Genomic DNA, 26,244 nt, shown 5'->3' with positions numbered 1-26,244 from the left:
ACCTTCCGAGCGAGCCGCACCGCCGGCACAGTCCCACTCGACCGCGACCCCTCCCGTACAGCGGCACGCGACTCCCGTACAGCGGCACGTGACCCCCGTACTTCCGCATGCGACGGAACCCTTCGCGCCGCCCCACTCCACGACCCTCATCGGGTCGGTGCAGCGCGCGATGCGTCTGCTGGAGGCCGTCGCCGATCACGAACACGGTGCGCCGGCCAAACAGTTGGCCCGCGAGACGGGTCTGGCCCTCCCGACGGCGTACCACCTGCTGCGCACCCTCGTGTACGAGGGCTATCTGCGCCGGGACAAAGGGCTGTTCTTCCTCGGAGAGGCGGCCGAGCGGCTGGGGAGCAGCGGAGCGCGGCAGAAACGTCGCAGCACCGTCGTGGACACCCTCGCCGACTGGCGTGACGCCATCGGTGTCCCCGTGTACTACGCCATGTACCGCGACGGTGAGATCGAGGTCGTCTGCGTCTCCGACACCCCCGGCAACCCGGCGGTCGAGGAATGGGCCGACTTCCGCGAGACCGGGCACGCGCACGCCATCGGTCAGTGTCTGCTGGCCCAGCTGGACGAGGAGGCCCGCCGTGACCACCTCGACCGCCACCCCGTGCAGTCCATCACCCCGTACACGGTGCGTGACAGCCACAGTCTGCTCCGGCGGCTCGAACGCATGCGGCGCATGGACCCCGTGACGGAGCGCCAGGAGTACGCGCTGGGCACGGTGTGCGCGGCCATTCCGATCACCGTGGGCACGACGGCCGCGACGATGGCCATTTCCCTCCCCGCGCACCAGGCAGATCGTCTCCCAGCGGCGACGCAGCAGTTGCAACACGCCATGGGACGGCTGCTGGGGTCACTCGCGATCTCTATCAGTATCTGAAAACTCACTCCTTGTGATCTGCCATATACGTTCAGCAAGATGCCACCAGTGTCAGAGGGATCATTCCCGGCCAGTCGACGTCACACGACGGGGTAGCGATGCGCGAGACCGTACAAGCAGAGGTCATGATGAGCTTTCTCGTGTCCGAGGAGCTCTCCTTCCGCATCCCGGTGGAGCTGCGCTATGAGACCTGTGATCCCTACGCCGTGCGGCTGACCTTCCATTTGCCCGGCGACGCGCCCGTGACCTGGGCGTTCGGTCGTGAGCTGCTGATCGACGGGGTGGGCCGCCCGTGCGGGGAGGGAGACGTACGGGTCTCGCCCGCCGACGCCGACACTCTGGGTGACGTACTGATCCGGCTTCAGGTCGGCGGCGACCAGGCACTGTTCCGCTCGTCCACGGCCCCGCTGGTCGCCTTCCTCGACCGCACCGACAAGCTGGTGCCTCTGGGCCAGGAGGGTGCCCTGGCCGACTTCGACGCGCACCTCGACGAGGCGCTGGACCGCATCCTGGCGGAGGAACAGAGCGCGGGCTGAAGCGTTCCGGCGGTGACGGTGCCGGAACGCTTCACCACGGCCGTAGGTCACTTCTGCTCGGGTGACGGGGCAGGAGGGTGACCCGCGGTCTGGGTCTGGGGGCGACGGGCGAGCTCGTGGCTCAGCTCACGTGATGGCGCGGGGCGACCGGCGCGCCTGGTGACCGCGAGTGCCTGCCGAGGTGGGCCGAGCGGTTCGCACCTCGGCCGTTGTTCGGGCCGGCCGCACCTCCCGCGTCAGCGCTTGCGACGACGTCCCTTTCCACCGCGTGCCGGAGCCGGGGGCTCGGCGGCAGTGACCGCTCCCGTTCCGGTCGTCGCTGCCGCCGGCTCCGTACCAGGCCGGTCGGCCGAGACCACCAGGGCCGCGAGGGCCGTGGTGACCGGTACCGACGCGACCAGGCCGATCGAGCCCACCAGGGTGCGCACGATCTCCTCCGCGACCAACTCGCTGTTGGCGACCGTTCCCACGCTGCTCTGGGCGATCGAGAAGAGCAGCAGCAACGGCAGCGCGGCGCCCGCGTAGGCGAGGACGAGTGTGTTGACGACGGAGGCGATGTGGTCGCGCCCGATCCGTATGCCCGCCCGGTACAGCCCGCGCCGGCCCATCGACGGGTTGGCCTCGTGCAGCTCCCAGACCGCCGAGGTCTGCGTGACCGTCACATCGTCCAGTACGCCGAGCGAACCGATGATGACGCCGGCGAGGAGCAGACCGCTCATGTCGATGGACGGGTACAGGCCATGGATCAGACCGGTGTTGTCGTCCGTGTTGCCGGTGAGCGCGGCCCAGCCGATGAACAGCGAGCCGAGGACGCCGATCAGCACCAGCGAGATCAGCGTGCCCAGTACCGCCACGGAGGTTCTGGCCGACAGGCCGTGGCACAGATAGAGGGCGATCAGCATGATGGCGCTCGCCCCGATCACGGCCACGAGCAGTGGGTTCGAGCCCTGCAGGATCGCCGGCAGGATGAAGAAGTTCAGGATCATGAAGCTGATGGCCAGCGCCACCAGCGCCATGACACCGCGCAGTCGGCCCACCACCACGACGGCGATCGCGAAGATCCCGGCGAGCAGGGACGTCGGCAGTCGGCGGTTCACGTCGGCGACCGAGTACTGCAGGTCCCTCGGTGCGGAGGGCTCGTAGGCGACCACGACCTTCTCGCCCTCATGCAACTGCCGTGACTGGTCCGGCTGCACGATCTCGGTGAACGTGCGGCCCTTGTCCTTGCCGGTGTCGACCCGGATCGTCGCCCTCTTGCAGGTGCCGTTCGCCTGTTGCCGGGCGGACGAGCCCTCGGCGGTGGAGGTGTCACCGGTCGGAGTACCTCCGGAGGCGTTGACCGACTTGCAGCTGACGCTCTCGACCTTGCTGACCGTCGCCTGCTGGGTCTGCCGGTCGAAGCCGACACCGGTGCGCTCGTGCCCCGGCGCACCGCCCGGCCACAGCACCGCGAGCCCGACCAGCACCGCGCGCCGAACGGGATCAGGATCGCCGCGATGACCTTGCGCAGGTGCCTGGAGACGGGCGTGGCGGGCCCGTGACTGTGCGAGTGGCCATGCCCGCCGCCGGAGCCCGGGCTGTGGCCGTCCCCAGGGCCGTGCCCCTCGCCCGGGCCCGGACCGCCACCAGGGCTGTGGCCGGCACCCGGCCTGTCACCGGGGCCGTGACCGTGGCCGGTGCTGTGTCCCGCGCCGGGGCCGCGACCGTTGCCTTGCCCGGGCACTTGCCCACTACCGGATCCGGAGCCGCGGTCGTATCCACCTCCGCCTCCCGAGCCGTGGTCCTCCCCGCGCTCGCCGGTGTGGTCGTTCCCGCCTCCGCCGCCGAACCAGTCGCCGCGTCCACCACCGGAACCGCCGTCTCCACGGCGCGGGCCGTTGCCGGCTCCGGGCCTCCGCGGCGGCTCGGGCGGTGGATACGGGGGCTGATGTGGCGTGGTCACCGCCCGATCATCGCAAGAACGGCAGAGGCCCACTGTTCACCGCGCCCCACATGACGCTAGCGTGGAGGCACCTTTGCACACGCGGGAGCTCGGAGCACCGGGCTGAGAGGGCGCTGACCTCCGTCCCAGCGATGTTTCACGTGGAACGTCATCTGGATCCAGTGACGTTTCACACGAGACGTCGACGGACGGAAGCCGCTGCGTCGACCGCCGAACCTGTTACCGGGTAATGCCGGCGTAGGGAGTAGGTCTCATGACCAACAAGGACGCACGCACGCCTGTCTCCAACCAGGACGAACCGCTCAATCAGGGCGAAGAGTCCCAGGAGGCCGGGAAGTCCATCGGCTGGCACAAGGCGTACGTCGAGGGCTCACGCCCCGATCTGCGGGTGCCGGTCCGTCAGGTGCACCTCACCAACGGGCAGTCGGTCACGCTCTACGACACGTCCGGTCCGTACACCGACCCGCACGTCGACACCGATGTCCGCAGGGGTCTGCCGCCGCTGCGGGAGAACTGGATCATCGCCCGCGGCGACACGGACGAGTATGCGGGCAGGCCCGTCCGCCCCGAGGACGACGGGCTCAAGCACACCTCGCCGCGCGGCGGGCTGCGCAACCTCGACGCGGTCTTCCCAGGCCGGCCGCGCCTGCCGCGCCGCAGTCGCGACGGCAACGCGGTCACCCAACTCGCGTACGCCCGCCGGGGCGAAATCACGCCCGAGATGGAGTACGTGGCCGTCCGGGAGAACGTCTCCCCCGAGGTGGTCCGGGAGGAGATCGCGGCGGGCCGGGCCGTGCTGCCTGCCAACATCAACCACCCGGAGATCGAGCCGATGATCATCGGCAAGCGGTTCCTGGTGAAGGTCAACGCCAATATCGGCAACTCCGCGGTGACGTCCTCCATCGAGGAGGAGGTCGAGAAGATGACCTGGGCGACCCGTTGGGGCGCCGACACGGTCATGGACCTGTCCACCGGCAGCAACATCCACACCACCCGCGAGTGGGTGCTGCGCAACTCCCCCGTCCCCATCGGAACAGTGCCGCTCTACCAGGCGCTGGAGAAGGTCGACGGTCGCGCCGAGGAGCTGAGCTGGGAGATCTACAAGGACACGGTCATCGAACAGGCCGAGCAGGGCGTGGACTACATGACCGTCCACGCGGGCGTGCGCCTGCCCTACGTGCCGCTGACGGCGCATCGCAAGACCGGGATCGTCTCCCGCGGGGGCTCGATCATGGCCGCGTGGTGCCTCGCGCACCACAAGGAGAGCTTCCTGTACGAGAACTTCGAGGAACTCTGCGAGATCCTCGCCGCCTATGACGTCACGTACTCGCTGGGCGACGGTCTCCGGCCGGGCTCCATCGCGGACGCCAACGACGAGGCGCAGTTCGCGGAGTTGCGCACGCTCGGGGAACTCAACCGGATCGCGAAGCGTTTCAACGTTCAGACCATGATCGAGGGCCCGGGCCATGTTCCGATGCACAAGATCAAGGAGAACATCGACCTTCAGCAGGAGATCTGTGATGAAGCTCCGTTCTATACGCTCGGCCCGCTGACCACGGACGTCGCGCCGGCGTACGACCACATCACCTCCGGCATCGGTGCCGCGATGATCGCCTGGTGGGGCACGGCCATGCTCTGCTATGTCACGCCCAAGGAACACCTGGGCCTGCCCAACCGTGACGACGTCAAGACCGGCGTCATCACCTACAAGATCGCCGCCCACGCAGCCGACCTCGCCAAAGGGCACCCAGGTGCGCAGGAGCGGGACGACGCGCTGTCCGACGCCCGGTTCGAGTTCCGGTGGGAGGATCAGTTCAACCTGGCCCTCGACCCGGACACGGCACGGGAGTTCCACGACGAGACCCTGCCGGCCGAGCCCGCCAAGACGGCTCACTTCTGCTCGATGTGCGGGCCCAAGTTCTGCTCGATGAAGATCTCACAAGACATCCGCCGCCGGCATGGCGGGAGTCAGGAGGAGATCGAGGAGGGCATGGCCCAGAAGTCGAAGGAGTTCGCGGCGGCGGGTAACCGGGTGTACCTGCCGATCGCGGACTGACCGGCAGTCCGCACGTAGGGCCCGCGTCCGCCCGGCGCGCGGGCCCGGCCGGCCCGGTGGTCTCAACGACCGGGGGCGGTCGGGTGCGGCGGCAAGAGCGAGTGGTTGCGGGCAGAAGGGCGCACTCCGGCACGGCTGGTGGCCGGGTCTTCGGCTTGCGCTTCCCGGACGGGGCTGGTGGGGGGCGCAAGCCGAGGGGCTGTTCCGGCTGTTACTCCGGTTTGTGCTCCGGCCCCCCGAAGTCCGGGCTGGAGTAGTCCGGGCTCGTGAAGCTCGGGCGTGAGCCGGTGGCGCCGTCGTCCGGGCTGCTGAAGCCGGGCCGGTCGTAGCCGAGGTGCGGCATGCGGCTGGTCGGCGCAGGCGGTGCCGTACGACGCAGTGCTGCGGTGCCGGGATCGGCGAGGGCCTCCCGCAGAAACGGCAGGATGCCGCGCTCCAGCAGTGCCTCGAGCCAGGCTTCCCTGGCCCGGGTCACTTCCGCGGTCATCTCGCTGTAGGGTCCGGCCTCGAGCGAGGGCCGGTTGCGCAGGGCGGTCAGGAGCAGTCCGACGGCGGCGACGAGGATCGCGGCCGCGGTCATGGCGCCGAACACCCATCCGGCGGTGAGCATGGTCTGGGCGAACGCCGGCTCGGGGTCGAGCATCTTGAGGATGTAGCCCACGAGCAGGAAGATCGCCGCGGCGGTTCCGGCCAGGACGGGTGCCAGGACCGCGACGACGGCGATGGCTCCCGCGCCGGTGGTCTCGGCGACCTCTCCCATGGTGGTGGCGAGCCCCATCGTGGCCGTGCCCGGCTCCGCGGAGCCGGTGTCACGGTGGGACGACGGGGTGGACGGCGCCGGATGGCGCAGTTGCTCGCGGACCTTCACGTAGTGCTGGTACTCGGTCGCCGCGGCCGCCGTGATGAGTGCGGTGGCGTTGAGCGCCATGGTGCGCAGCTGTTCCGGGTTGAGCCGCTGTCCGACAGCGGCCAGTTCCGGGCGGGTCGGTGCGGAGCGCAGCGCCTCATCGAGGATCCGCTCGTATTCCTGGCGGTCCTCGCTCAGCAGGTGCTGCGGAACGCTGTTCATGTGCATCCCCCGATGCTCCGTAGGGCTTGGGGCTCGCACGCTGACGAGCCGTCGGGCAGAAACGGAGGGGAGCCTGCTACGGATAAGCCGATGGTAGAGCGATGACGGTACGGCGTGACAGGGGGTTTACCGAAAATGCGCTGTGGCCTGTGCCGTCACCGGCCGGTCCGGCGTGGGGAACGTCTGCCCCGTGAACGTTCAGACATCCAGCGGCAGTTGCTGGACCAGCAGCTTTCCGGCCATGGTCACTCCGCCGTCCATGGCGATGGCGAGTCCGTCGGCGTAGAGGTGCGGGCCCTCGACAACGGGGCCGGCCGGGTCCTCGCCCTCCTCGGAGCCGACCTCGCCCAGGAGGTAGGGGATGGGGCTGTGGCCGTGGACGATGCGGGTGCCGCCGTAGGTGTCGAGCAGGGAGCGCACATGGTCGGCGCCGCCCTCGTCGCGGAAGGAGAAGCGCTTGGTGAACTTGCGGAACAGATCCCACACTTCGTCCGCGTCGTTGCGCGTGATGGTCTCGCGGACGGTGTCGTTGACCGCTTCGATCGAGTCGCCGTAGTCGAGGTAGGCGGTGGTGTCGGAGTGGACGAGCAGGTGCCCGTCGACCTCCTCCATGGCGTCGAGGCGGGCCATCCACTGCAGATGGTGGTCCTGGAGGCGGTCCATGTCGGTCTTCTGGCCGCCGTTGAGCAGCCAGGCCGCCTGGAAGGTGGCGGTGCCCGCGCCGGAGTTGACCGGGGTGTCGCCGAACCGCTTGGCGCCGAGCAGGAGGAGCTCGTGGTTGCCCATGAGTGCCTTGCAGTAGCCGCCGGCCGCGGCGGCCTCGGCGGACAGCCGCATCACGAGGTCGATGACGCCGATGCCGTCCGGGCCGCGGTCGGTGAAGTCGCCGAGGAACCACAGCCGGGCGGTGCCCGCGCACCAGTTGCCCGCGGCGTCGAGGAGGCCCTTCTCCTGGAGCGCCGCGACCAGTTCGTCGAGGTAGCCGTGCACGTCCCCGACGACGAAGAGAGGGCCGGGGCCGACCGTGGGCTGTGGGGCCGGGAGGGAGGCGGGATCGACGGCCGTCTGCAGCGTGTCGCCCCGGTTGATGACCGGCAGGTCGCGCTCCGTGGGGGTGTAGCCCTCCGGGTGGTCCACCGGTTCCTCGACCGGGCTGACCGTGTCACCGGTGTGCACGCCCTGCGGGTACGGACCGGTCTCGTGGACGTACGCGGGTACCCGGAAGTCGCGCAACGTCGCCGTCCGCTCCGCCTCGGGTCCCTGACCGGCCCCCTGAGTCATCAGACCCCTCCACCATCGCGCCGCATCTGCACCGCTTCGGACTGCCTGGTCGCAGCGGCCCGCGGTGTCGTGGGCCCATCATAGGAATGCGGATCGCGTCGTGTGATGACCCAGGGGTGGTGAATCGGAGCAGGACTCCCGTTCACCGTGGCTTTCGCCCCGATTGGGCAGGGGTTCGACCGTCCGGTGACCGACCGCTGAGCGTTCCGGCGACCCGCCGGTGAGAGCCTGGTCACCGCCTCCGCACTGCCCGGCCGAACGTGCTTGCCGCCTTCCCCGGTCGCCCGCGCTACTTTCCCGCGGGGGAGCGCGGCGCGCTGACCGTCGTCCGCGGCGGACGTCGCTGGGACGAGGTACGCACGATCAGTTCGGTCGGTATCACCTGCTCGACCGGCCGGTCCGACTCGAGCCCCTCGATGGCGTCGATGAGGAGCTGAACCACGGCTGTGCCGATGCGGCGCGGTTTCAGGGAGAGCGTGGTGATGGGCGGCTCGGTGTTGGCGTACACGGTGGACTCGCTGCAGCAGACCAGCAGCAGGTCGTCCGGTACACGCAGTCCGTAGCGACGGGCGGCGGCGAGCAGGTCGGTGCCGTTCGGGTCGAACAGGCCGTAGACGGCGTCCGGGCGGTCGGGGCGGGCGAGCAGCCGGTCGGCGGCGACGGCGCCCGCGCACGGATCGTGCGCTGGGTAGGCCTCGTACACCGGATCCTGGCCCACCCGCTCGCACCAGCGCAGGTACGCGGTGGTGGACAGATGGGTGTACGTGTCCGTGCTGGTCCCGGTGAGCAGGCCGATGCGGCGGGCGCCGGCGTCGGCCAGGTGGTCGAGGATGCCGAGGACGGCGGCCTCGTGGTCGTTGTCGACCCAGGCGGTGACCGGGAGCGCGCCGGCCGGGCGGCCGTCGGATACGACCGGTAATCCCTGCCGGACCAGTTCGCTGACGACGGGGTCCTGGTCGGACGGGTCGATGACGACCGTGCCGTCGAGTGCGACGTTCGACCAGACGTCGTGGCGGGAGGTCGCGGGGAGGATGACGAGGGCGTAGCCGCGGGCGAGCGCGGCCGAGGTGGCGGCCCGCGCCATCTCGGCGAAGTACGCGAACTCGGTGAAGGTGAAAGGTTCATCCCCGTACGTCGTCACGGTCAGACCGATCAGTCCGGACTTGCCGGTACGGAGGGTGCGGGCGGCGGCCGAGGGCCGGTAACCCAGCCGGTCGGCGACCTCGCGGACATGGCGTCGGGTGGCGTCCGGGAGCCTGCCCTTCCCGTTGAGGGCGTCGGAGACGGTCGTGATGGAGACTCCGGCGGCGGCGGCAACGTCTCTGATGCCCGCCCTGCCCGGCCGGCTGCCTCGCCGAGAGGTTTCCGCGCGGCTCACCTGGTGCTTCCCTGCTGCTGTCATGGCGAGCCGATAGTAGGGCTCATGCGGTGGGGTAGGGCGGACGCATATGCACGCGTTGACAGACACGTTTCTGCAAGGTCACGAGGGGCCAATTACCTTGGAAAGTAAGGGAGTTGAGGGATCTTCCGGTAGGACGTGACGTGTCGGCGTATCCCGGCCTGCCAACTCGCGGATGTTTCGAAGAGGTCTCAACTCACCTTGACGAGCGATGCGCGCCACGGCGTGAGCCACCGGCGCGTAGATATATGTGATCGCGCCCCTGGATTCCTGTGCCTTCGTACGGTGATGCGCGTGACGCCGAGGGGACAGCCGGTGCCGGGACGGCGGCGGACGAGGTTGTCGCGCACCTGTACGCAGCGGCGCCGAATCCTCATAGGGTGAGGAGCAATGGAAGCCGGCGGTGCTGATGGTCAGCCGGTGGTCACGAGGAGGACTGCGGTGAGCGAGACGAGGCCCAAGCTGCGCGCCGAGCTGGAGGGCATCCCCACCTATGTGCCGGGCAGGCCCGCCGCGGCCGGCGGCCCGGTGGCCTACAAGCTGTCCTCCAACGAGAACCCGTACCCGCCGCTCCCCGGTGTAATGGAGACGGTGATGGCCGCGGCCTCGTCGTTCAACCGCTACCCGGACCTGGCCTGCACGGCCCTGATCGGCGAGTTGTCGGAACGCTTCGGTGTCCCGCTCTCCCACCTGGCCACCGGCACCGGCTCGGTCGGCGTCGCCCAGCAGCTGATCCAGGCGACGGCCGGCCCCGGCGACGAGGTGATCTACGCCTGGCGGTCCTTCGAGGCGTACCCGATCATCACGCAGATCAGCGGAGCCGCTTCGGTGCGGGTGCCGCTGACCCCGGGCGATGTGCACGACCTGGACGCGATGGCGGACGCGATCACCGACCGGACGCGGCTGATCTTCGTCTGCAACCCCAACAACCCCACGGGCACGGTCGTGCGCCGGGCCGAGCTGGAACGGTTCCTCGACCGGGTGCCCGGTGACGTGCTCGTGGTGCTGGACGAGGCGTACCGCGAATTCATCCGCGACCCCGAAGTCCCGGACGGCGTGGAGCTGTACCGCGAGCGGCCGAACGTCTGTGTGCTGCGCACGTTCTCCAAGGCGTACGGCCTCGCCGGTCTGCGGGTCGGCTTCGCCATCGCCCATGAGCCGGTGGCGGCGGCGCTGCGCAAGACGGCCGTGCCCTTCGGTGTGAGTCATCTCGCACAGGAGGCGGCCATCGCCTCGCTGCGCGCCGAGGACGCACTGTTCGGCCGGGTCGGCTCTCTGGTGTGTGAGCGCACGCGCGTGGTCGACACGCTCCGCGCCCAGGGCTGGACGGTGCCCGAGACGCAGGCCAATTTCGTCTGGCTCCGGCTGGGGGAGCGCACGGTCGAGTTCGCGCGCGCCTGTGAGCAGGCAGGAGTGGTGATCCGGCCGTTCGCGGGTGAGGGCGTGCGGGTCACGGTCGGGGAGAACGAGGCGAACGACATCTTCCTGAAGGCGGCGGAGGGGTTCCGGCAGGAGCTGTAGGTCTCCGCAGGGTGTCTTGAGCCGACCGGTCCCACCTCGGTAGGACCGGTCGGCCGGTACCAGGGACCCCCCACCCCTCACACCTCGAACGGGTATGGGTCATAATTGCTTGTGAATGTGAACGCTTTCACAAGCGTGTCCGGTTGTTCCAGGATGTCTGCGACAAATGGGCGCGTATTGCCACAGCACCACGGCGAGGTAAGGAGACGACGACGTGGACATAGCCTTGGCGCCGGAGACCCTGGCGCGCTGGCAGTTCGGCATCACGACCGTCTACCACTTCCTGTTCGTCCCCCTGACGATCTCCCTGGCCGCCCTCACGGCCGGGCTGCAGACGGCGTGGGTGCGCACGGAGAAGGAGAAGTACCTCAGGGCCACCAAGTTCTGGGGCAAGCTCTTCCTGATCAACATCGCGATGGGCGTGGTCACCGGCATCGTGCAGGAGTTCCAGTTCGGCATGAACTGGTCCGACTACTCGCGTTTCGTCGGCGACATCTTCGGCGCCCCGCTCGCCTTCGAGGCCCTGATCGCCTTCTTCTTCGAGTCGACCTTCATCGGCCTGTGGATCTTCGGCTGGGACAAGCTGCCCAAGAAGATCCATCTGGCCTGCATATGGATGGTCTCGATCGGCACGATCCTGTCGGCCTACTTCATCCTCGCGGCCAACTCGTGGATGCAGCACCCCGTCGGCTACAAGATCAACGAGGCGAAGGGGCGGGCCGAGCTCACCGACTTCTGGCTCGTGCTGACCCAGAACACCGCGCTCGCCCAGGCCTTCCACACCCTCTCGGCGGCCTTCCTCACGGGCGGCGCCTTCATGGTCGGCATCTCCGCCTTCCATCTGCTGCGCAAGAAGCACATCCGCGAGATGAAGACCTCGCTGCGGCTCGGCCTGGTCACCGTGGTCATCGGCGGCATGCTCACCGCGATCAGCGGCGACACCCTCGGCAAGATCATGTACGAGCAGCAGCCGATGAAGATGGCCGCCGCCGAAGCCCTGTGGGACGGCGAGTCTCCGGCGCCGTTCTCCGTCTTCGCCTACGGCGACGTCGACGCCGGCCACAACAAGGTCGCGATAGAGATCCCCGGCCTGCTGTCCTTCCTGGCCAAGGACGACTTCACCTCGTACGTGCCCGGCATCAACGACGTCAACAAGTCCGAACAGGAGAAGTTCGGGCCCGGTGACTACCGGCCCAACATCCCGGTCGCCTACTGGGGCTTCCGCTGGATGATCGGCTTCGGCATGACGTCCTTCGCCATCGGACTGGCCGGACTCTGGCTGACCCGCAAGAAGTTCCTGCTGCCGAGGCACCTCCGGGTCGGCGACGAGGAAGTGCCGCATCTCGTTCTCTTCGGGAAGAAGGCCCTCGGCCCGACGCTCACCACCTGGTACTGGCGCATCGCGGTCCTGACCCTGGCCTTCCCGCTGATCGCCAACTCCTGGGGCTGGATCTTCACCGAGATGGGCCGCCAGCCCTGGGTCGTCTACGGCCTCTTCCAGACCCGCGACGCGGTCTCCCCCGGAGTCTCCCAGGGCGAGGTCCTCACCTCGATGATCGTCTTCACCAGCCTGTACGCCATCCTCGCCGTCATCGAGGTCAAGCTGCTGGCGAAGTATGTGAAGGCAGGCCCGCCCGAGCTCACCGAGGCCGACCTCAACCCGCCCACGAAGATCGGCGGCGACTCCCGTGACGCCGACAAGCCGATGGCCTTCTCGTACTAGGCCGAGGGAGCTGCACAGTCATGGAACTTCACGACGTCTGGTTCGTCCTCATCGCCGTCCTGTGGACCGGCTACTTCTTCCTGGAGGGCTTCGACTTCGGGGTCGGCATCCTCACCAAGCTGCTCGCCCGGAACCGGGCCGAGAAGCGGGTCCTGATCAACACCATCGGTCCGGTCTGGGACGGCAACGAGGTCTGGCTGCTCACGGCCGGCGGCGCGACCTTCGCCGCCTTCCCCGAGTGGTACGCCACGCTCTTCTCCGGCTTCTACCTGCCCCTGCTGCTCATCCTGGTCTGCCTGATCGTCCGGGGCGTCGCCTTCGAGTACCGGGTGAAGCGGCCCGAGGAGCAATGGCAGCGCAACTGGGAGACCGCGATCTTCTGGACCTCGCTGCTCCCGGCGTTCCTGTGGGGCGTGGCCTTCGGCAACATCGTGCGCGGCGTGAAGATCGACCAGAGTTTCAACTACGTCGGTGCCGTCTGGGACCTGCTCAATCCGTACGCCCTCCTCGGCGGTCTGGTGACGCTGACGCTGTTCACCTTCCACGGCGCGGTGTTCACGGCCCTCAAGACCGTGGGGGACATCCGGGAGCGGGCGCGGAAGCTGGCGTCGGGCGTGGGTCTGGTCACCGCGGTGGTAGCGCTGGTCTTCCTGTTGTGGACGCAGGTCGACGGCGGTGACGGCAAGAGCCTGATCGCGCTCGTCGTGGCGGTCGCGGCTCTGGTGGCGGCCCTTGTGGCCAACCAGGCAGGGCGTGAGGGCTGGTCGTTCGCCTTGTCCGGCATCACCATCGTCGCCTCGGTGGCGATGCTCTTCCTGACGCTTTTCCCGAACGTCATGCCGTCCTCGCTCAACGCGGAATGGAACCTGACGGTCACCAACGCCTCGTCGAGCCCGTACACCCTGAAGATCATGACGTGGTGCGCGGCGATCGCCACGCCGATCGTGATGCTCTACCAGGGCTGGACCTACTGGGTGTTCCGCAAGCGGATCGGCACACAGCACATTGCTGAGACCGTGCACTGACCTTGCGAAACCCGTGCACTGACCCTGCGAACCCGTGTGCTGACCTTGCTGAAACCGTGCGCTGAGGTGTGTTTCACGTGAAACCAATCGATCCACGTCTGCTCCGGTACGCCCGTGCCACCCGGTTCTTCCTGGTGGCGGTGGTCGGCCTGGGTGCCGTCGGGGCCCTTCTGATCATCGCGCAGGCGATGCTCATCGCCGAGATCGTGGTGGGCGCGTTCCAGCACGGGCTGTCGGTCCCCGAACTGCGTACTCCCCTGCTGCTGTTGGTGGCCGTCGCGGGCGGGCGCGCGCTGGTCTCCTGGCTCACCGAACTCGGCGCGCACCGGGCGAGCGCGGCGGTGAAGTCGGAGCTCCGCGGGCGGTTGCTGGAGCGTGCGGTCGCGCTGGGGCCGGGGTGGCTGAGCGGGCAGCGGACCGGTTCGCTGGTCGCCCTCGCCACCCGGGGAGTCGACGCCCTGGACGACTACTTCTCGCGCTATCTCCCGCAGCTGGGGCTGGCGGTGGTCGTTCCGGTGGCCGTACTGGCGCGGATCGTCACCGAGGACTGGGTCTCTGCGGCCATCATCGCCGGGACCCTGCCGCTCATTCCGGTCTTCATGATGCTGATCGGCTGGGCCACCCAGTCCCGGATGGACCGTCAGTGGCGGCTGCTGTCCCAGCTGTCCGGACACTTCCTCGACGTGGTGGCCGGCCTGCCGACCCTGAAGGTGTTCGGGCGGGCGAAGGCGCAGTCCGAGTCCATCCGGCGGATCACCGGCGAGTACCGGCAGGCGACCATGCGGACGCTGCGGATCGCCTTCATCTCCTCCTTCGCGCTGGAGTTGCTGGCGACCTTGTCGGTGGCGCTGGTCGCCGTGACCATCGGGATGCGGCTCGTGCACGGGGACATGGACCTGTACGTCGGCCTGGTCGTTCTCGTGCTCGCGCCCGAGGCCTATCTGCCGCTGCGGCAGGTGGGGGCGCAGTACCACGCGGCGGCCGAGGGGCTGGCCGCCGCCGAGGAGATCTTCTCGGTGCTTCAGACGCCGGTGCCGGCGTCAGGCTCCGGCGCCGTGCCGACGGGACGCCTGGCCTTCGAGGGGGTGACCGTCCGGTACCCCGGGCGGTCCGGGGACGCCGTGACGGACGTGTCCTTCGCCGTCGAGCCCGGGGAGACGGTCGCGCTCGTCGGGCCGAGCGGTGCGGGCAAGTCGACGCTGCTGAACGTGATACTGGGCTTCGTACGCCCCAGTGAGGGCCGGGTGTCGGTCGGGGGAGTCGATCTCGCCGAGACAGACCTGGAGCAGTGGCGGTCGCGGGTCGCGTGGGTGCCGCAGCGGCCGCACCTGTTCGCCGGGACGATCGCCGAGAACGTACGGCTGGCCCGGCCCGACGCCGGCGATTCCGCCGTACGACGGGCGCTGGCGGACGCGGGGGCGCTGGAGTTCGTGGACGCGTTGCCCGAAGGCGCGGGCACCGTGCTCGGGGAGGACGGTGCCGGATTGTCCGCCGGGCAGCGGCAACGGCTGGCGCTGGCCCGGGCGTTCCTCGCCGACCGGCCCGTGCTGCTGCTCGACGAACCGACGGCGGCGCTCGACGGGGCCACCGAGGGCGAGGTCGTGGAGGCGGTGCGACGGCTGGCGGTGGGGCGGACGGTCCTGCTGGTGGTGCACCGGCCCGCGTTGTTGTCGGTGGCGGACCGGGTGGTGCGGCTGGCCGAGCCGGTCTCCCCCGCCCCCAGGGAGGCGGCGCACAGCACGGCCGGAGTCCGCACGATCGAAGCCGGACCGGCCCTCGTCCCCGATGTCCCGCAGACGATGGTGTCAACGGGGGACGCCCGTGGTGTCCTGGCCCGCGTCCGGGCCATGTCCGGTGCCCGGCGGGGACGCCTGATGCTCGCCCTGTCGCTCGCAAGTCTCGCGCTCGGCAGTGCCGTCGGGCTCATGGCGACCTCCGGGTGGCTCATCTCGCGGGCCTCGCAGCAGCCGCCCGTGCTTTATCTGATGGTGGCCGTGACCGCGACGCGGGCCTTCGGGATCGGGCGGGCCGTCTTCCGGTATGCCGAGCGGCTCGTGTCGCACGACGCCGTGCTGCGGATGCTGGCCGACACCCGGGTCGCCGTATACCGGCGTCTGGAGCGGCTGGCACCCGCCGGACTGCGCCGCACCCGGCGGGGCGATCTGCTCTCCCGGCTGGTCGCCGACGTGGACGCCCTGCAGGACTACTGGTTGCGGTGGCTGCTGCCCGCCGGTGCCGCCGTGCTCGTGTCCGCCGCCTCCGTCGGCTTCACCGCCTGGCTGCTGCCGGAGGCAGCGGTGGCGCTCGCCGCCGGACTGCTGGCCGCCGGTGCCGGTGTCCCATTGGTCACCGGTGCCGTTGCCCGACGGTCCGAGCGCCGGCTGGCGCCCGCCCGCGGCGCGTTGGCGACCCGGGTGACCGACCTGCTCACCGGGACGGCCGAGTTGACCGTCGCCGGCGCCCTGCCCGGACGTACCGCCGAGGCGCGGCGGGCCGACGGGACGCTCACCCGGATCGCCTCACGTGCCGCCACCGCCACCGCGCTCGGCGACGGACTGACCGCGCTGATCTCCGGCCTGACGGTGGCCGCGACCGCGCTCGTGGGCGCCCAGGCGGTCGCCGACGGGCGTCTGGGCGGCGTGGCGATGGCGGTCGTCGTCCTCACCCCGCTCGCCGCGCTCGAGGCCGTCCTCGGGCTCCCGCTCGCCGCGCAGTACCGGCAGCGGGTGCGCCGGAGCGCGGAGCGTGTGTACGAGGTGCTGGACGCGCCCGAGCCGGTCAGGGAGCCGGAGCGGCCCCGGCAGGCGCCCGCGTCGCCCTTCCCCGTCGTGGTGCGGGGCCTTGCCGCCCGGCACGCCGGGCAGGACCGGGACGCGCTCGCCGGAGTGGACCTCACCCTGGAGGAGGGGCGCCGGATCGCCGTGGTCGGGCCGTCCGGGTCCGGCAAGACGACGCTCGCGCAGGTGTTGCTGCGCTTTCTGGACGCGGACGCGGGTGCGTACACGCTGGGCGGGGTGGACGCGTACGGACTGGACGGCGACGACGTACGGCGGCTCGTCGGGCTGTGTGCGCAGGACGCACACATCTTCGACAGCTCGGTGCGCGAGAACCTCCTCCTCGCCAGGAAGGACGCGACCGAGGACGAACTGCGGGACGCGCTGCGGCGGGCCAGGCTGCTGGACTGGGCCGACAGCCTGCCCGACGGGCTCGACACGCTGGTCGGCGAGCACGGAGCGCGGTTGTCCGGCGGGCAGCGGCAGCGGCTGGCACTGGCCCGGGCCCTGCTGGCCGACTTCCCTGTCCTGGTGCTCGACGAGCCCGCCGAGCACCTCGACCTGCCGACGGCCGACGCGCTCACCGCCGACCTGCTGGCCGCCACCGAGGGCCGTACGACCCTGCTCATCACCCACCGGTTGGCCGGCCTGGCGGCCGTGGACGAGGTGATCGTGCTGGACGAGGGACGGGTGGTGCAGCGCGGCACGTACGCGGAACTTGCGGCGGCCCAGGGGCCGCTGCGGGGGATGGCGGCGCGGGAGGAGGCGGCGGATCTGCTGGTGGGGGCGCGGTAGGAAGCGTGTCGGAGGCCGAGCGGTCAGCCCGCTTGCCGGCTGGAGCCGCACTCCACGCCCATCCGGATCCGCGAGACCATTGCCCCCGTGAGACGTGCCCGCCGCAAGCGAGACCGCTGCCCCGTGACACCCGTCTGCCGCAACCGTTCCCCCAGCCGTACGACGTGAACAGGACTGCGGCCCAGTGGCCGAGTCACGATCGCTGACATGCGCTCACTTCGCCGTCACCCGCTGCTTGTTCCGGCGCTGCTGTGCGCGTTCGCCGTGCTCGCGGCCCGTCCCCCCGACGGAGGTGACGGCGGCACGGGCGGGGGTGCGCACGGCTCGGCTCACTCCGGGATCAGCGGGCAGGTGGCCCGGCTGTACGAGGACGCGGCCGTGGCGACGCAGCGGTACGAGGCGGGACGGCTCAAGGCCGAGGTGCAGCGGGCGCGGGCGCTGCGGGTGGAGGCGCTCCTCGACCGGGAGCGACGGGAGAGCGCGGTGGCGCACGAGGACCTGGGCCGCATCGCACGGGCCCAGTACCGCAGCGGTGGCGGAGTGCCGCTCACCGCGCAGATCATCCTCGCCGGCAGCCCGGATGAACTGATGCGCGGTCAGCACGTCTTCTCCCAGACCCAGCTGGCGGTCAACAACGCGATCGACAAGAGCCGCCGGGCCGAGCGCCGGCTCGCCGCGGACCAGAAGAAGGCCGTGACGGCCTGGCAGGCCCTGGAGCAGCGGAACGCCGAACTCGCCGGACTGAAGAAGGACATCGAGCAGAAACTCGACGAGGCGCGCTGGCGGTTGCAGGGGCAGGCGGACGCGTCCGTCGCGGCCGGTGCCTGCCGCGGTGCCGTCCGACTGGATCAGCCGCGGAGCGCCGTCACGAACGCGTGGGTCGCTCCGGTGGAGGCGTACACGCTGTCCGCCGGCTTCGGCAGCGGCGGTGCCCGGTGGGCGAACCGGCACACCGGGCAGGACTTCGCGGTGCCGATCGGTACGCCGGTGCGGGCGGTCGGCGCGGGCCGGGTGGTGAAGGTGTCGTGCGGGGGCGCCTTCGGGATCGAGGTGGTCGTGGAGCACATGGGCGGCTACTACACGCAGTACGCCCATCTCGCCGCCGTCACCGTCGACCAGGGTGAGCAGGTGAGTCCGGGGCAGTGGATCGGGCAGTCGGGCACATCCGGCAACTCCACCGGTCCGCACCTGCACTTCGAGGTGCGGGTCACCCCGGAGATGGGCTCGGCGGTGGATCCGGTGCCCTGGTTGGCGGCAAGAGGAGTGCCGCTGGGATAGCAACCACACGCGGAGGTCGCTGGTACAGGAACCGCACGCGGAGGTCGCTGGGACAGCAACCGCACGCGGAGTGACGTGGGGACAGTGAGCCGGGCGAGAACCGCCTACGGCTGTCCGCGTTCCGCGAGCAGCTGCTCGATCACGACAGCGACCCCGTCCTCGTTGTTGGCGACCGTCCTGCCGCTGGCCGCCGCGATCACATCCGGGTGCGCGTTGCCCATCGCGTACGACCGGCCCGCCCAGGTGAGCATCTCGACGTCGTTGGGCATGTCCCCGAAGGCGACGACCTCCTCGTGCGAGATGCCGCGCTCGGCGCAGCACAGAGCGAGCGTGCTTGCCTTGGAGACGTCGGGACCGCTGATCTCCAGCAGGGCGCTGGGGCTGGAGCGGGTGACGTTGGCGCGCTCTCCGATGGCGAGGCGGGCGAGGGTGAGGAAGGCGTCCGGGTCGACCGTGGGGTGGTAGGCGAGGATCTTGAGGACCGGTTCGTCGGCGCCGGGGGCGTCCGGCGCCAGCAGATCCTCGGCAGGTGCCAGGGAGTCGGGGATCTCCAGGTGCAGCTTCGGATAGTCCGGCTCCTGGTAGAAGCCGTACGTCTGCTCCACGGCGTACACCGTGCCCGGCGCCGCCTCGCGCAGCCGCCGTACGGCGTCCAGCGCGTTGTCCCGGGCCAGTTCGCGTACCTTCACGAACTTGTGGGCGCCCGGACCGCCGTGCAGGTCGACCACCGCGGCGCCGTTGCCGCAGATGGCCAGGCCGTGGCCGTGGACATGGTCGCTGACGACGTCCATCCAGCGGGCCGGGCGGCCGGTGACGAAGAAGACCTCGATGCCCGCCTCCTCGGCCGCGGCGAGGGCGGCGACGGTGCGCGCGGAGACCGACTGGTCGTCGCGCAGCAGGGTGCCGTCCAGATCGGTGGCGATCAGTCGCGGCGGGGCGGTGGCGGCCGGGGTTTCGGGCTGTCGAGTCGCTGAGGTCACCCGGCCATTGTCCTGCAGTCGGTCCGCACGTCCGTGCGGGCCTGCGCGCATCTGCTGTGCCACCGCTCTCACCTGTGCCGTCAGCTCAGTTGAGCGGGTGCTTCTATGGCGATCTGCTCGAAGACCTTCTCGTCCGCGGCGAAGTCCGAGTCGGGGATCGGCCAGTGGATCACGATCTCGGTGAAACCCAGCTCCCGGTGCCGGCCCGCGAAGTCCACGAACGCGTCGAGGGACTGGAGCGGACGGGCGCGGTCCGGGGTGAATCCCGTCAGCAGGACCTTGTCCATGTCCCGCACGTCCCGTCCGAGCGCGGCGCAGGCGTCGGCCAGCTTCTCGCTCTGTCCGCGAAGGGCCTGAACCGACTGGTCGGGGGTGCCGTTCTCGTACAGCCTGGGGTCGCCGGTGGTCACCCAGGCCTGTCCGTACCGGGCGGCGAGTCTGAGTCCGCGCGGGCCGGTCGCGGCCACGGCGAAGGGCAGCCGGGGCCGCTGTACGCAGCCGGGGATGTTGCGCGCCTCGTGCGCCGAGTAGTGGTCGCCCTTGTACGACACGCCCTGGGCGCCGTCCTCGGTCAGCAGCCGGTCGAGGAGCGACACGAACTCGGCGAAGCGGTCGGCACGCTCGCGCGGGGTCCACGGCTCCTGTCCGAGCGCCGTGGCGTCGAATCCGGTGCCGCCCGCGCCGACACCGAGCGTGATACGCCCGCCGGAGATGTCGTCGAGGGAGATCAGCTCCTTGGCGAGGGTCACCGGCTGCCGGAAGTTCGGCGAGGTCACCAGCGTGCCCAGGCGCAGGGTGTCGGTGACGCCCGCGGCGGCGGTCAGCGTCGGTACGGCACCGAACCAGGGACCGTCCCGGAAGCTGCGCCAGGACAAGTGGTCGTAGGTGTAGGCGGCGTGGAAACCGAGCTGCTCCGCGCGTTGCCATGTCGAACGTCCGCCCTCGTGCCAGCGGCGGTACGGAAGGATCACAGTGCTCAGACGCAGACTCATGGGTCGAGCGTATGCGGCTGACCGTGTTTCACGTGAAACACTCACCGACGGTCATCGCACCCGTCCGCTCAGCCATGGGCTGAGCGTGATCATCGGGATGTACTCCTTGTGCGTACGGTCGCCGGGCAGCGGCACGATCAGGAAGTAGCCGGGCCGGAAGCGACGGCCCTTGACGTGGGCGAGGTCACCGAAGACGGAGCGCAGGAAGGCGGGCACGTCGTCGCGCGGGATGTCGGGGCACTCGACGCCCTCGACATCGATCAGGGCGTCGTCGTCGGGGTAGAGCCGAACGCTCACCCGTGGGATGCCGCCGAACTCGACATAGGCCTCATGGGGCAGGGAGCCGTCCGGATCGGTCGTGACCCCGACGCCCGCGGCGCTGCGGCGGGAGGTCTGGTCGGCGCCGATGTCGTGGGCGACCTCGATCTCGCGGGCGAAGTCGTCGGCGAGGGCCCGCAGAGCGGTGACGGCGGCTTCGGTGGTGGGGAAGTGGTCCATACCAGTGATTCTGGCGGACAGTAGGTCAGTGCGGCTCGGGAAACCGCAGGTACTGAGGCGGTACCGCCTTCGTCAACCACACCCCGTTCGCGCTCACATGGAAGATGTGGCCGTCGCCGTGCATGGCGCCGGCGTCCACCGACAGCACGAGCGGGCGACCGCGGCGGGCGCCGACGCGGGCAGCCGTCTCACGATCGGACGAGAGGTGCACGTCGTGCCGGTTCATGGGCCGCAGCCCCTGCGTGCGGATCGCGTCCAGGAAGCGGGCCACAGTTCCGTGGTAGAGGTACGGCGGCGGGGTCGCGGGCGCCAGGCCCAGGTCGACGTCGATGCTGTGCCCCTGGCTGGCGCGGATCCGGGTGCCGTCGATCGCGAAGCGCCGCTTGTCATTGGCGGCGACCACGTGGTCCAGCTCCGCCCGGGTGAACCGGAAGCTGTGCGCGGCGGCCGCGGCGATCAGCGTGTCGATCTCCACCCAGCCACCCTCGTCGAGGGTCAGTCCGATCCGCTCCGGTTGGTGCCGTAGGTGCTTCGACAGATATTTGGACACCTTGACGGTGCGTTGTTCATCCATGCGTCTTTCGTCCATCTCACCAGCGTGACGGGAGGGATGTGAATCACGCGAATGATTTTGTTGATGATGTTTGATCCACAGCCAAGTGCGGTTATCCACAGGGAAATTGGCGATTCTGTGGACAACGAGCCTTGGATTACAGCGGTGGCTCCAGCCGTGCGATCGCCCGCAGCGCCCCTGGCGTGATGCGGGACAACAGACGGGCACCGCGGGCCTCTGGTGTCACCGCGACCACGGCCTGATTGCGTACCACCGCCCGCAGCACGGCGTCGGCGACCTTCTCCGGCGGGTAGTTGCGCAGCCCGTACAGCCGGGCGGTTCGCTGCCGGCGCCGTTTCTCCTCGGCGGCGTCGACGCCCACGAAGTGCGCGGTCGAGGTGATGCCGGTGTTGACCAGGCCCGGGCAGATCGCGCTCACCCCGATCCCCCGGCCGGCCAGCTCCGCGCGCAGGCACTCGCTCAGCATCAGCACCGCCGCCTTGGAGGCGCTGTAGGCGGGCAGCACCTTGGAGGGCTGGTACGCCGCGGCCGACGCGGTGTTGACGATGTGGCCGCCCTGTCCGCGTTCGGCCATCTGCTTCCCGAAGAGCCGACAACCGTGGATCACACCCCACAGGTTGACGTCGAGGACCTTCTTCCAGTCCTCCGGCGTGGTGTCGAAGAAGGAGCCGGACAGGCCGATGCCCGCGTTGTTCACCAGGACATCCACGACGCCGTAACCGGCGGCGACCTTCGCGGCGAGCTTCTCCATGGCCTGTGCGTCGGATACGTCGGCCGTCTCCGCCCAGGCCTCGGGCGCGCCGGCCCGCCGGGACTCCTCGGCGGTGCGGGCCGCGGTCCCGGCGTCCCGGTCGACGGCCACCACGCGCGCTCCGGCTTCGGCGAACGCGAGCGCCGTGGCCCGCCCGATGCCGCTGCCCGCGCCGGTGACCAGGACGAGTTGCCCGCCGAAGCGGTCGGCGTACCGGCCCGTCGCCGAAACGGGCTCAGGCCTTCCGCTCTCCACACGCGACACGAACTCCGTGATCCACGCCGCCAGTTGGTCGGGACGGGTGCGCGGGATCCAGTGCTTGGCCGGAAGGGTGCGCCGCGTCAACCGCGGAACCCACTGCTCCAGTTCGTCGTGGAGCCTCTCCGACAGGAACGTGTCGCCGAGGGGCGTGATGAGCTGCACGGGCGCGTGGGCGTACGCGTCCGTACGAGGGCGGCGCAGCCGGGCCCGGACGTTGTCGCGGTACAGCCACGCACCGTGCGCCGCGTCCGTGGGCAGCGACGGGGTCGGGTAGTCGCCGCCGGGGACCTTCTCGACGCGCTCCAGGATGCGGGGCCAGCGCCTGCCGAGAGGGCCCCGCCAGGCCAGCTCGGGCAGGACGGGGGTGTGCAGCAGGTACACGTACCAGGATCTGGCGCCCTGGCCGAGCAGCTGGCCGACCCGGCGCGGAGTGGGACGCCTCACGCGCTTGCCGATCCAGTGGCCGAAGTGGTCCAGGGACGGCCCTGACATCGAGGTGAAGGAGGCGATGCGGCCCTTGGTGCGCCGGACCGTGGCGAACTCCCAGGCCTGCACCGACCCCCAGTCGTGTCCGACCAGGTGCACGGGCCGGCCCGGGCTGACGGCGTCCGCGACGGCCAGGAAGTCGTCCGTCAGCTTCTCCAGCGTGAACCCGCCGCGCAGCGGCTTCGGTGCCGTGGACCGGCCGTGGCCCCGGACGTCGTACAGGACGACGTGGAAGCGCTCGGCCAGCCGGGGCGCCACCTCGGACCACACCTCCTTGCTGTCCGGGTAGCCGTGCACCAGGACGACCGTCGGCGCCGACGGCTCCCCCAGCTCGGCCACGCACAGCTCGACCCCACCGGTGAGCACCCGGCGCTCCCGCGCGCCCTCAAGAGGCACCTGAGTCACTTCTCCTCCGCTCAGCGCCGCAGGTGCGGCAGATCGTCCTCCAGCCAGAAGGCACTGTGCTCGGCGTCCGCGTCAACAGGCCCCCGGGCCGCGTGCAACTCCGCGTAACTCTCAGGTAGGGGTTCCCCCTACGGGCCCGTACGTCTGGAGTCTGAGGCGAAGACGGCTCTGGGGTCTGACGACCGGCGTGGTACGCGTCACTATCTTCTAGGACGTGACTGTGATCGCGACCGAAAGCCTGAGCAAGCGGTACCCCAGGGTGACCGCGCTTGACCGGCTCTCCGTGGACGTCGGGCCCGGTGTGACCGGACTCGTCGGAGCCAACGGAGCCGGCAAGTCCACACTGATCAAGATCCTGCTGGGTCTGTCCCCCGCCACCGAGGGCCGCGCCGAAGTGCTCGGCCTCGATGTCGCCACCAAGGGCGCCACCATCCGTGAGCGGGTCGGCTACATGCCCGAGCACGACTGCCTGCCGCCCGACGTCTCGGCCACCGAGTTCGTCGTGCACATGGCGCGCATGTCCGGCCTGCCGCCCGCCGCCGCCCGCGAACGCACCGCGGACACGCTGCGCCATGTCGGGTTGTACGAGGAGCGCTACCGCCCCATCGGCGGCTACTCCACCGGCATGAAGCAGCGCGTGAAGCTCGCGCAGGCCCTCGTGCACGACCCGCAGCTGGTCCTCCTGGACGAGCCGACCAACGGCCTCGACCCGGTCGGCCGCGACGAGATGCTCGGCCTCATCCGCCGCATCCACACCGACTTCGGCATCTCGGTCCTGGTCACCTCCCACCTGCTGGGCGAACTGGAGCGCACCTGCGACCACGTGGTCGTGGTCGACGGCGGCAAGCTCCTGCGCTCCAGCTCCACCACCGACTTCACCCAGACCACCACGACCCTCGCGATCGAGGTCACCGACTCCGACGAGCACCCGGACGGCACCCGCGCGGTGCGCGAGGCGCTGCAGGCGCGCGGGCTGGACGTCCTCGACAGCGGCGGCGGCCTGCCGGGCGCCGGACACGTGCTGCTGCTCACCGCGCAGGGCGAGGAGACATACGACGTGGTGCGCGATGTGGTCGCCGACCTCGGCATCGGCCTGGTGCGCATGGAACAGCGCCGGCACCACATCTCGGAGGTCTTCACGGACAGCGACGAACAGCGCGACGCACAGCGGAAGGAGGCGGTCGGCCATGGCAACTGAGCACTCCGTAGCAGCACCTTCGGGTGACCAGACCCGTATCCACAACATCGGCTACCGCGCCTACGACGGCCCCCGTCTGGGCCGCGCCTACGCCCGCCGCTCCCTCTACTCGCAGTCCCTGCGCGGCGCCTACGGCCTCGGCCGCTCGGTCAAGTCCAAGGTGCTGCCGATGCTGCTGTTCGTGGTGATGTGCGTGCCCGCGGCCATCATGGTGGCCGTCGCGGTCGCCACGAAGGCCAAGGAACTGCCCCTCGACTACACGCGCTACGCGATCGTCATGCAGGCCGTCATCAGCCTGTACGTCGCCTCGCAGGCACCCCAGTCCGTCTCGCGCGACCTGCGCTTCAAGACCGTACCGCTGTACTTCTCGCGGCCCATCGAGACCGCGGACTACGTACGGGCCAAGTTCGCGGCGATGGCCTCGGCGCTGTTCATCCTCACCGCCGCCCCGCTGCTGGTGCTCTATGCGGGCGCCCTGCTGGCCAAACTCGACTTCGCCGACCAGACCAAGGGATTCGCGCAGGGAGTCGTCTCCGTGGCTCTGCTCTCACTGCTCTTCGCCGGCCTCGGCCTGGTGATCGCGGCGGTCACTCCGCGCCGCGGCTTCGGCATCGCGGCCGTGATCGCCGTCCTGACCATCTCCTACGGCGCCGTCTCCACCCTCCAGGCCATCGCCGAGGCGCAGACCGCCGGCACCGGAGCCATCGCCTGGATCGGCCTGTTCTCGCCCATCACGCTCATCGACGGAGTGCAGTCCGCGTTCCTGGGCGCCACCTCCGCGTTCCCGGGAGGGGTCGGCCCGACCGACGGGGAGGGCGTGGTCTACGTCCTGCTCACCCTCGGTCTGATCGCCGCCTGCTACGGCCTCCTGATGCGCCGCTACCGAAAGGTCGGACTGTGACCACGCTCACCATCGACCACGTCTCGCGCTGGTTCGGCAACGTGGTCGCCGTCAACGACATCACCATGACCATCGGCCCCGGCGTCACCGGCCTGCTGGGCCCCAACGGCGCCGGAAAGTCCACCCTCATCAACATGATGGGCGGCTTCCTCGCCCCTTCCACCGGCACCGTCACCCTCGACGGACAGCCGGTGTGGCGCAATGAGGCGATCTACCGGCACATCGGCGTCGTCCCCGAGCGCGAGGCGATGTACGACTTCCTCACCGGGCGCGAATTCGTCGTCGCCAACGCCGAGTTGCACGGCCTGGGCGCCAAGGCCGCCCAGAAGGCGCTGGCCACGGTCGAGATGGAGTACGCGCAGGACCGCAAGATCTCCACGTACTCCAAAGGCATGCGCCAGCGCGTGAAGATGGCGAGTGCCCTGGTCCACGACCCGTCGCTGCTCCTGCTCGACGAACCCTTCAACGGCATGGACCCGCGCCAGCGCATGCAGCTGATGGACCTGCTGCGGCGCATGGGCGACGAGGGCCGCACGGTGCTGTTCTCGTCGCACATCCTCGAAGAGGTCGAGCAACTCGCCTGGCACATCGAGGTCGTGGTCGCCGGACGGCACGCGGCCAGCGGCGACTTCCGCAAGATCCGCCGCCTGATGACCGACCGCCCGCACCGCTACCTGGTGCGCTCCAGCGACGACCGCGCCCTCGCGGCCGCGCTGATCGCCGACCCGTCGACGTCCGGCATCGAGGTCGACCTCGCCGAGGGCGCCCTGCGTATCCAGGCCGTCGACTTCGGCCGCTTCACAGCCCTGCTGCCGAGGGTCGCGAAGGACCACGGCATCCGGCTGCTCACGGTCTCGCCGTCCGACGAGTCCCTCGAGTCCGTCTTCTCGTATCTCGTCGCGGCGTAGGAGGCCCA

General features: G+C 70.0%; 19 protein-coding genes, 1 pseudogene and 1 riboswitch. Of the genes and pseudogenes, 11 read left to right on the top strand and 9 right to left on the bottom strand.

Translation table 11 applies throughout. The annotated features are described in order from the left end of the window. Positions 1-88 precede the first annotated feature (88 nt). Together ACIBK3_RS25505 and ACIBK3_RS25500 are read left to right on the top strand one after the other, a co-directional pair. Positions 89-883, top strand: a complete 795-nt coding sequence (locus ACIBK3_RS25505) for an IclR family transcriptional regulator (protein WP_399369084.1) — start codon at positions 89-91, stop codon at positions 881-883. Positions 884-981: 98 nt separating this feature from the next. Then, positions 982-1,419 (top strand): SsgA family sporulation/cell division regulator, encoded by a 438-nt coding sequence (locus ACIBK3_RS25500; protein ID WP_030665994.1) that lies wholly within the window; start codon positions 982-984, stop codon positions 1,417-1,419. A gap of 236 nt (positions 1,420-1,655) precedes the next feature. On the opposite strand, the pseudogene ACIBK3_RS25495 reads toward ACIBK3_RS25500, so the two are convergent. Then, positions 1,656-3,361 (bottom strand): annotated as a pseudogene (locus tag ACIBK3_RS25495) (YibE/F family protein). Between the two features lie 71 nt (positions 3,362-3,432). After that, a riboswitch (TPP riboswitch) is annotated at positions 3,433-3,622 on the top strand. Here ACIBK3_RS25495 and thiC point away from each other — a divergent pair. Next, positions 3,615-5,417 carry a phosphomethylpyrimidine synthase ThiC gene (thiC, locus tag ACIBK3_RS25490; protein ID WP_399369081.1) on the top strand — a complete coding sequence of 601 codons (1,803 nt, stop codon included), beginning with the start codon at positions 3,615-3,617 and terminating at the stop codon, positions 5,415-5,417. (Overlaps the previous riboswitch by 8 nt.) Before the next feature lie 211 nt (positions 5,418-5,628). Here the strand turns inward: thiC and ACIBK3_RS25485 are convergent, their stop codons facing one another. The 3 genes from ACIBK3_RS25485 to ACIBK3_RS25475 all read right to left on the bottom strand — a co-directional run bounded on the left by ACIBK3_RS25485 (position 5,629) and on the right by ACIBK3_RS25475 (position 9,169). Further along, positions 5,629-6,492, bottom strand: a complete 864-nt coding sequence (locus ACIBK3_RS25485) for a hypothetical protein (RefSeq protein WP_399369080.1) — start codon at positions 6,490-6,492, stop codon at positions 5,629-5,631. Between the two features lie 192 nt (positions 6,493-6,684). Beyond that, the gene (locus ACIBK3_RS25480; protein WP_399369078.1) at positions 6,685-7,767 is read right to left on the bottom strand and encodes a metallophosphoesterase; all 1,083 of its coding nucleotides are present in this window, start codon (positions 7,765-7,767) and stop codon (positions 6,685-6,687) included. Positions 7,768-8,056: 289 nt separating this feature from the next. Next, positions 8,057-9,169: a LacI family DNA-binding transcriptional regulator gene (locus tag ACIBK3_RS25475; protein ID WP_399369076.1), complete on the bottom strand. Its 1,113-nt coding sequence runs from the start codon at positions 9,167-9,169 to the stop codon at positions 8,057-8,059. Positions 9,170-9,607: 438 nt separating this feature from the next. On the opposite strand from ACIBK3_RS25475, the gene hisC reads away from it, so the two are divergent. From hisC to ACIBK3_RS25450, 5 genes are all read left to right on the top strand, one after another. Then, positions 9,608-10,687 (top strand): histidinol-phosphate transaminase, encoded by a 1,080-nt coding sequence (gene hisC, locus ACIBK3_RS25470; RefSeq protein ID WP_399369074.1) that lies wholly within the window; start codon positions 9,608-9,610, stop codon positions 10,685-10,687. Between the two features lie 214 nt (positions 10,688-10,901). Beyond that, entirely contained in the window at positions 10,902-12,410 is a 1,509-nt protein-coding gene (locus tag ACIBK3_RS25465; RefSeq protein ID WP_399369072.1) for a cytochrome ubiquinol oxidase subunit I, read from the top strand. A 20-nt stretch (positions 12,411-12,430) separates the two neighbouring features. Beyond that, positions 12,431-13,435: a cytochrome d ubiquinol oxidase subunit II gene (cydB, locus tag ACIBK3_RS25460; RefSeq protein WP_399369070.1), complete on the top strand. Its 1,005-nt coding sequence runs from the start codon at positions 12,431-12,433 to the stop codon at positions 13,433-13,435. Positions 13,436-13,512: 77 nt separating this feature from the next. Continuing rightward, positions 13,513-17,004: a thiol reductant ABC exporter subunit CydD gene (gene cydD, locus ACIBK3_RS25455; RefSeq protein ID WP_399369068.1), complete on the top strand. Its 3,492-nt coding sequence runs from the start codon at positions 13,513-13,515 to the stop codon at positions 17,002-17,004. 207 nt (positions 17,005-17,211) lie between these two features. After that, positions 17,212-18,282, top strand: a complete 1,071-nt coding sequence (locus ACIBK3_RS25450) for a M23 family metallopeptidase (RefSeq protein ID WP_399369066.1) — start codon at positions 17,212-17,214, stop codon at positions 18,280-18,282. A gap of 104 nt (positions 18,283-18,386) precedes the next feature. Here ACIBK3_RS25450 and ACIBK3_RS25445 read toward each other — a convergent pair whose 3' ends face one another. From ACIBK3_RS25445 to ACIBK3_RS25425, 5 genes are all read right to left on the bottom strand, one after another. Next, complete coding sequence (locus ACIBK3_RS25445; protein ID WP_399369064.1) at positions 18,387-19,262, bottom strand: HAD hydrolase family protein; 876 nt, start codon at positions 19,260-19,262, stop codon at positions 18,387-18,389. Between the two features lie 80 nt (positions 19,263-19,342). Beyond that, positions 19,343-20,254, bottom strand: coding sequence for an LLM class flavin-dependent oxidoreductase (locus ACIBK3_RS25440; protein ID WP_399369062.1), 912 nt, complete (start codon positions 20,252-20,254; stop codon positions 19,343-19,345). A gap of 51 nt (positions 20,255-20,305) precedes the next feature. Further along, entirely contained in the window at positions 20,306-20,752 is a 447-nt protein-coding gene (locus tag ACIBK3_RS25435) for a hypothetical protein (protein ID WP_399369060.1), read from the bottom strand. Positions 20,753-20,777: 25 nt separating this feature from the next. Continuing rightward, the gene (locus ACIBK3_RS25430; protein WP_399369058.1) at positions 20,778-21,341 is read right to left on the bottom strand and encodes an RNA 2'-phosphotransferase; all 564 of its coding nucleotides are present in this window, start codon (positions 21,339-21,341) and stop codon (positions 20,778-20,780) included. Positions 21,342-21,462: 121 nt separating this feature from the next. Next, positions 21,463-23,220 carry an SDR family oxidoreductase gene (locus ACIBK3_RS25425; RefSeq protein WP_399369974.1) on the bottom strand — a complete coding sequence of 586 codons (1,758 nt, stop codon included), beginning with the start codon at positions 23,218-23,220 and terminating at the stop codon, positions 21,463-21,465. Between the two features lie 229 nt (positions 23,221-23,449). Between ACIBK3_RS25425 and ACIBK3_RS25420 the strand changes: the two genes are divergently transcribed. The 3 genes from ACIBK3_RS25420 to ACIBK3_RS25410 are packed head-to-tail and all read left to right on the top strand — an operon-like array spanning position 23,450 to position 26,236. After that, positions 23,450-24,427 (top strand): ABC transporter ATP-binding protein, encoded by a 978-nt coding sequence (locus ACIBK3_RS25420; protein WP_399369972.1) that lies wholly within the window; start codon positions 23,450-23,452, stop codon positions 24,425-24,427. After that, positions 24,417-25,328: an ABC transporter permease gene (locus ACIBK3_RS25415; protein ID WP_399369056.1), complete on the top strand. Its 912-nt coding sequence runs from the start codon at positions 24,417-24,419 to the stop codon at positions 25,326-25,328. Before ACIBK3_RS25420 ends, ACIBK3_RS25415 begins: the two co-directional genes overlap by 11 nt. After that, positions 25,325-26,236, top strand: a complete 912-nt coding sequence (locus ACIBK3_RS25410) for an ABC transporter ATP-binding protein (RefSeq protein WP_399369054.1) — start codon at positions 25,325-25,327, stop codon at positions 26,234-26,236. The genes ACIBK3_RS25415 and ACIBK3_RS25410 overlap by 4 nt, the downstream gene beginning before the upstream one ends. The last annotated feature ends 8 nt before the right edge of the window (positions 26,237-26,244 follow it).

The sequence above is a fragment of the Streptomyces sp. NPDC050287 genome (genome assembly GCF_044459385.1).
Lineage (GTDB): Bacteria > Actinomycetota > Actinomycetes > Streptomycetales > Streptomycetaceae > Streptomyces.
The sequence above is the reverse complement of the archived record's forward strand: the minus strand, read 5'-3'. Positions and strand labels throughout refer to the sequence as shown.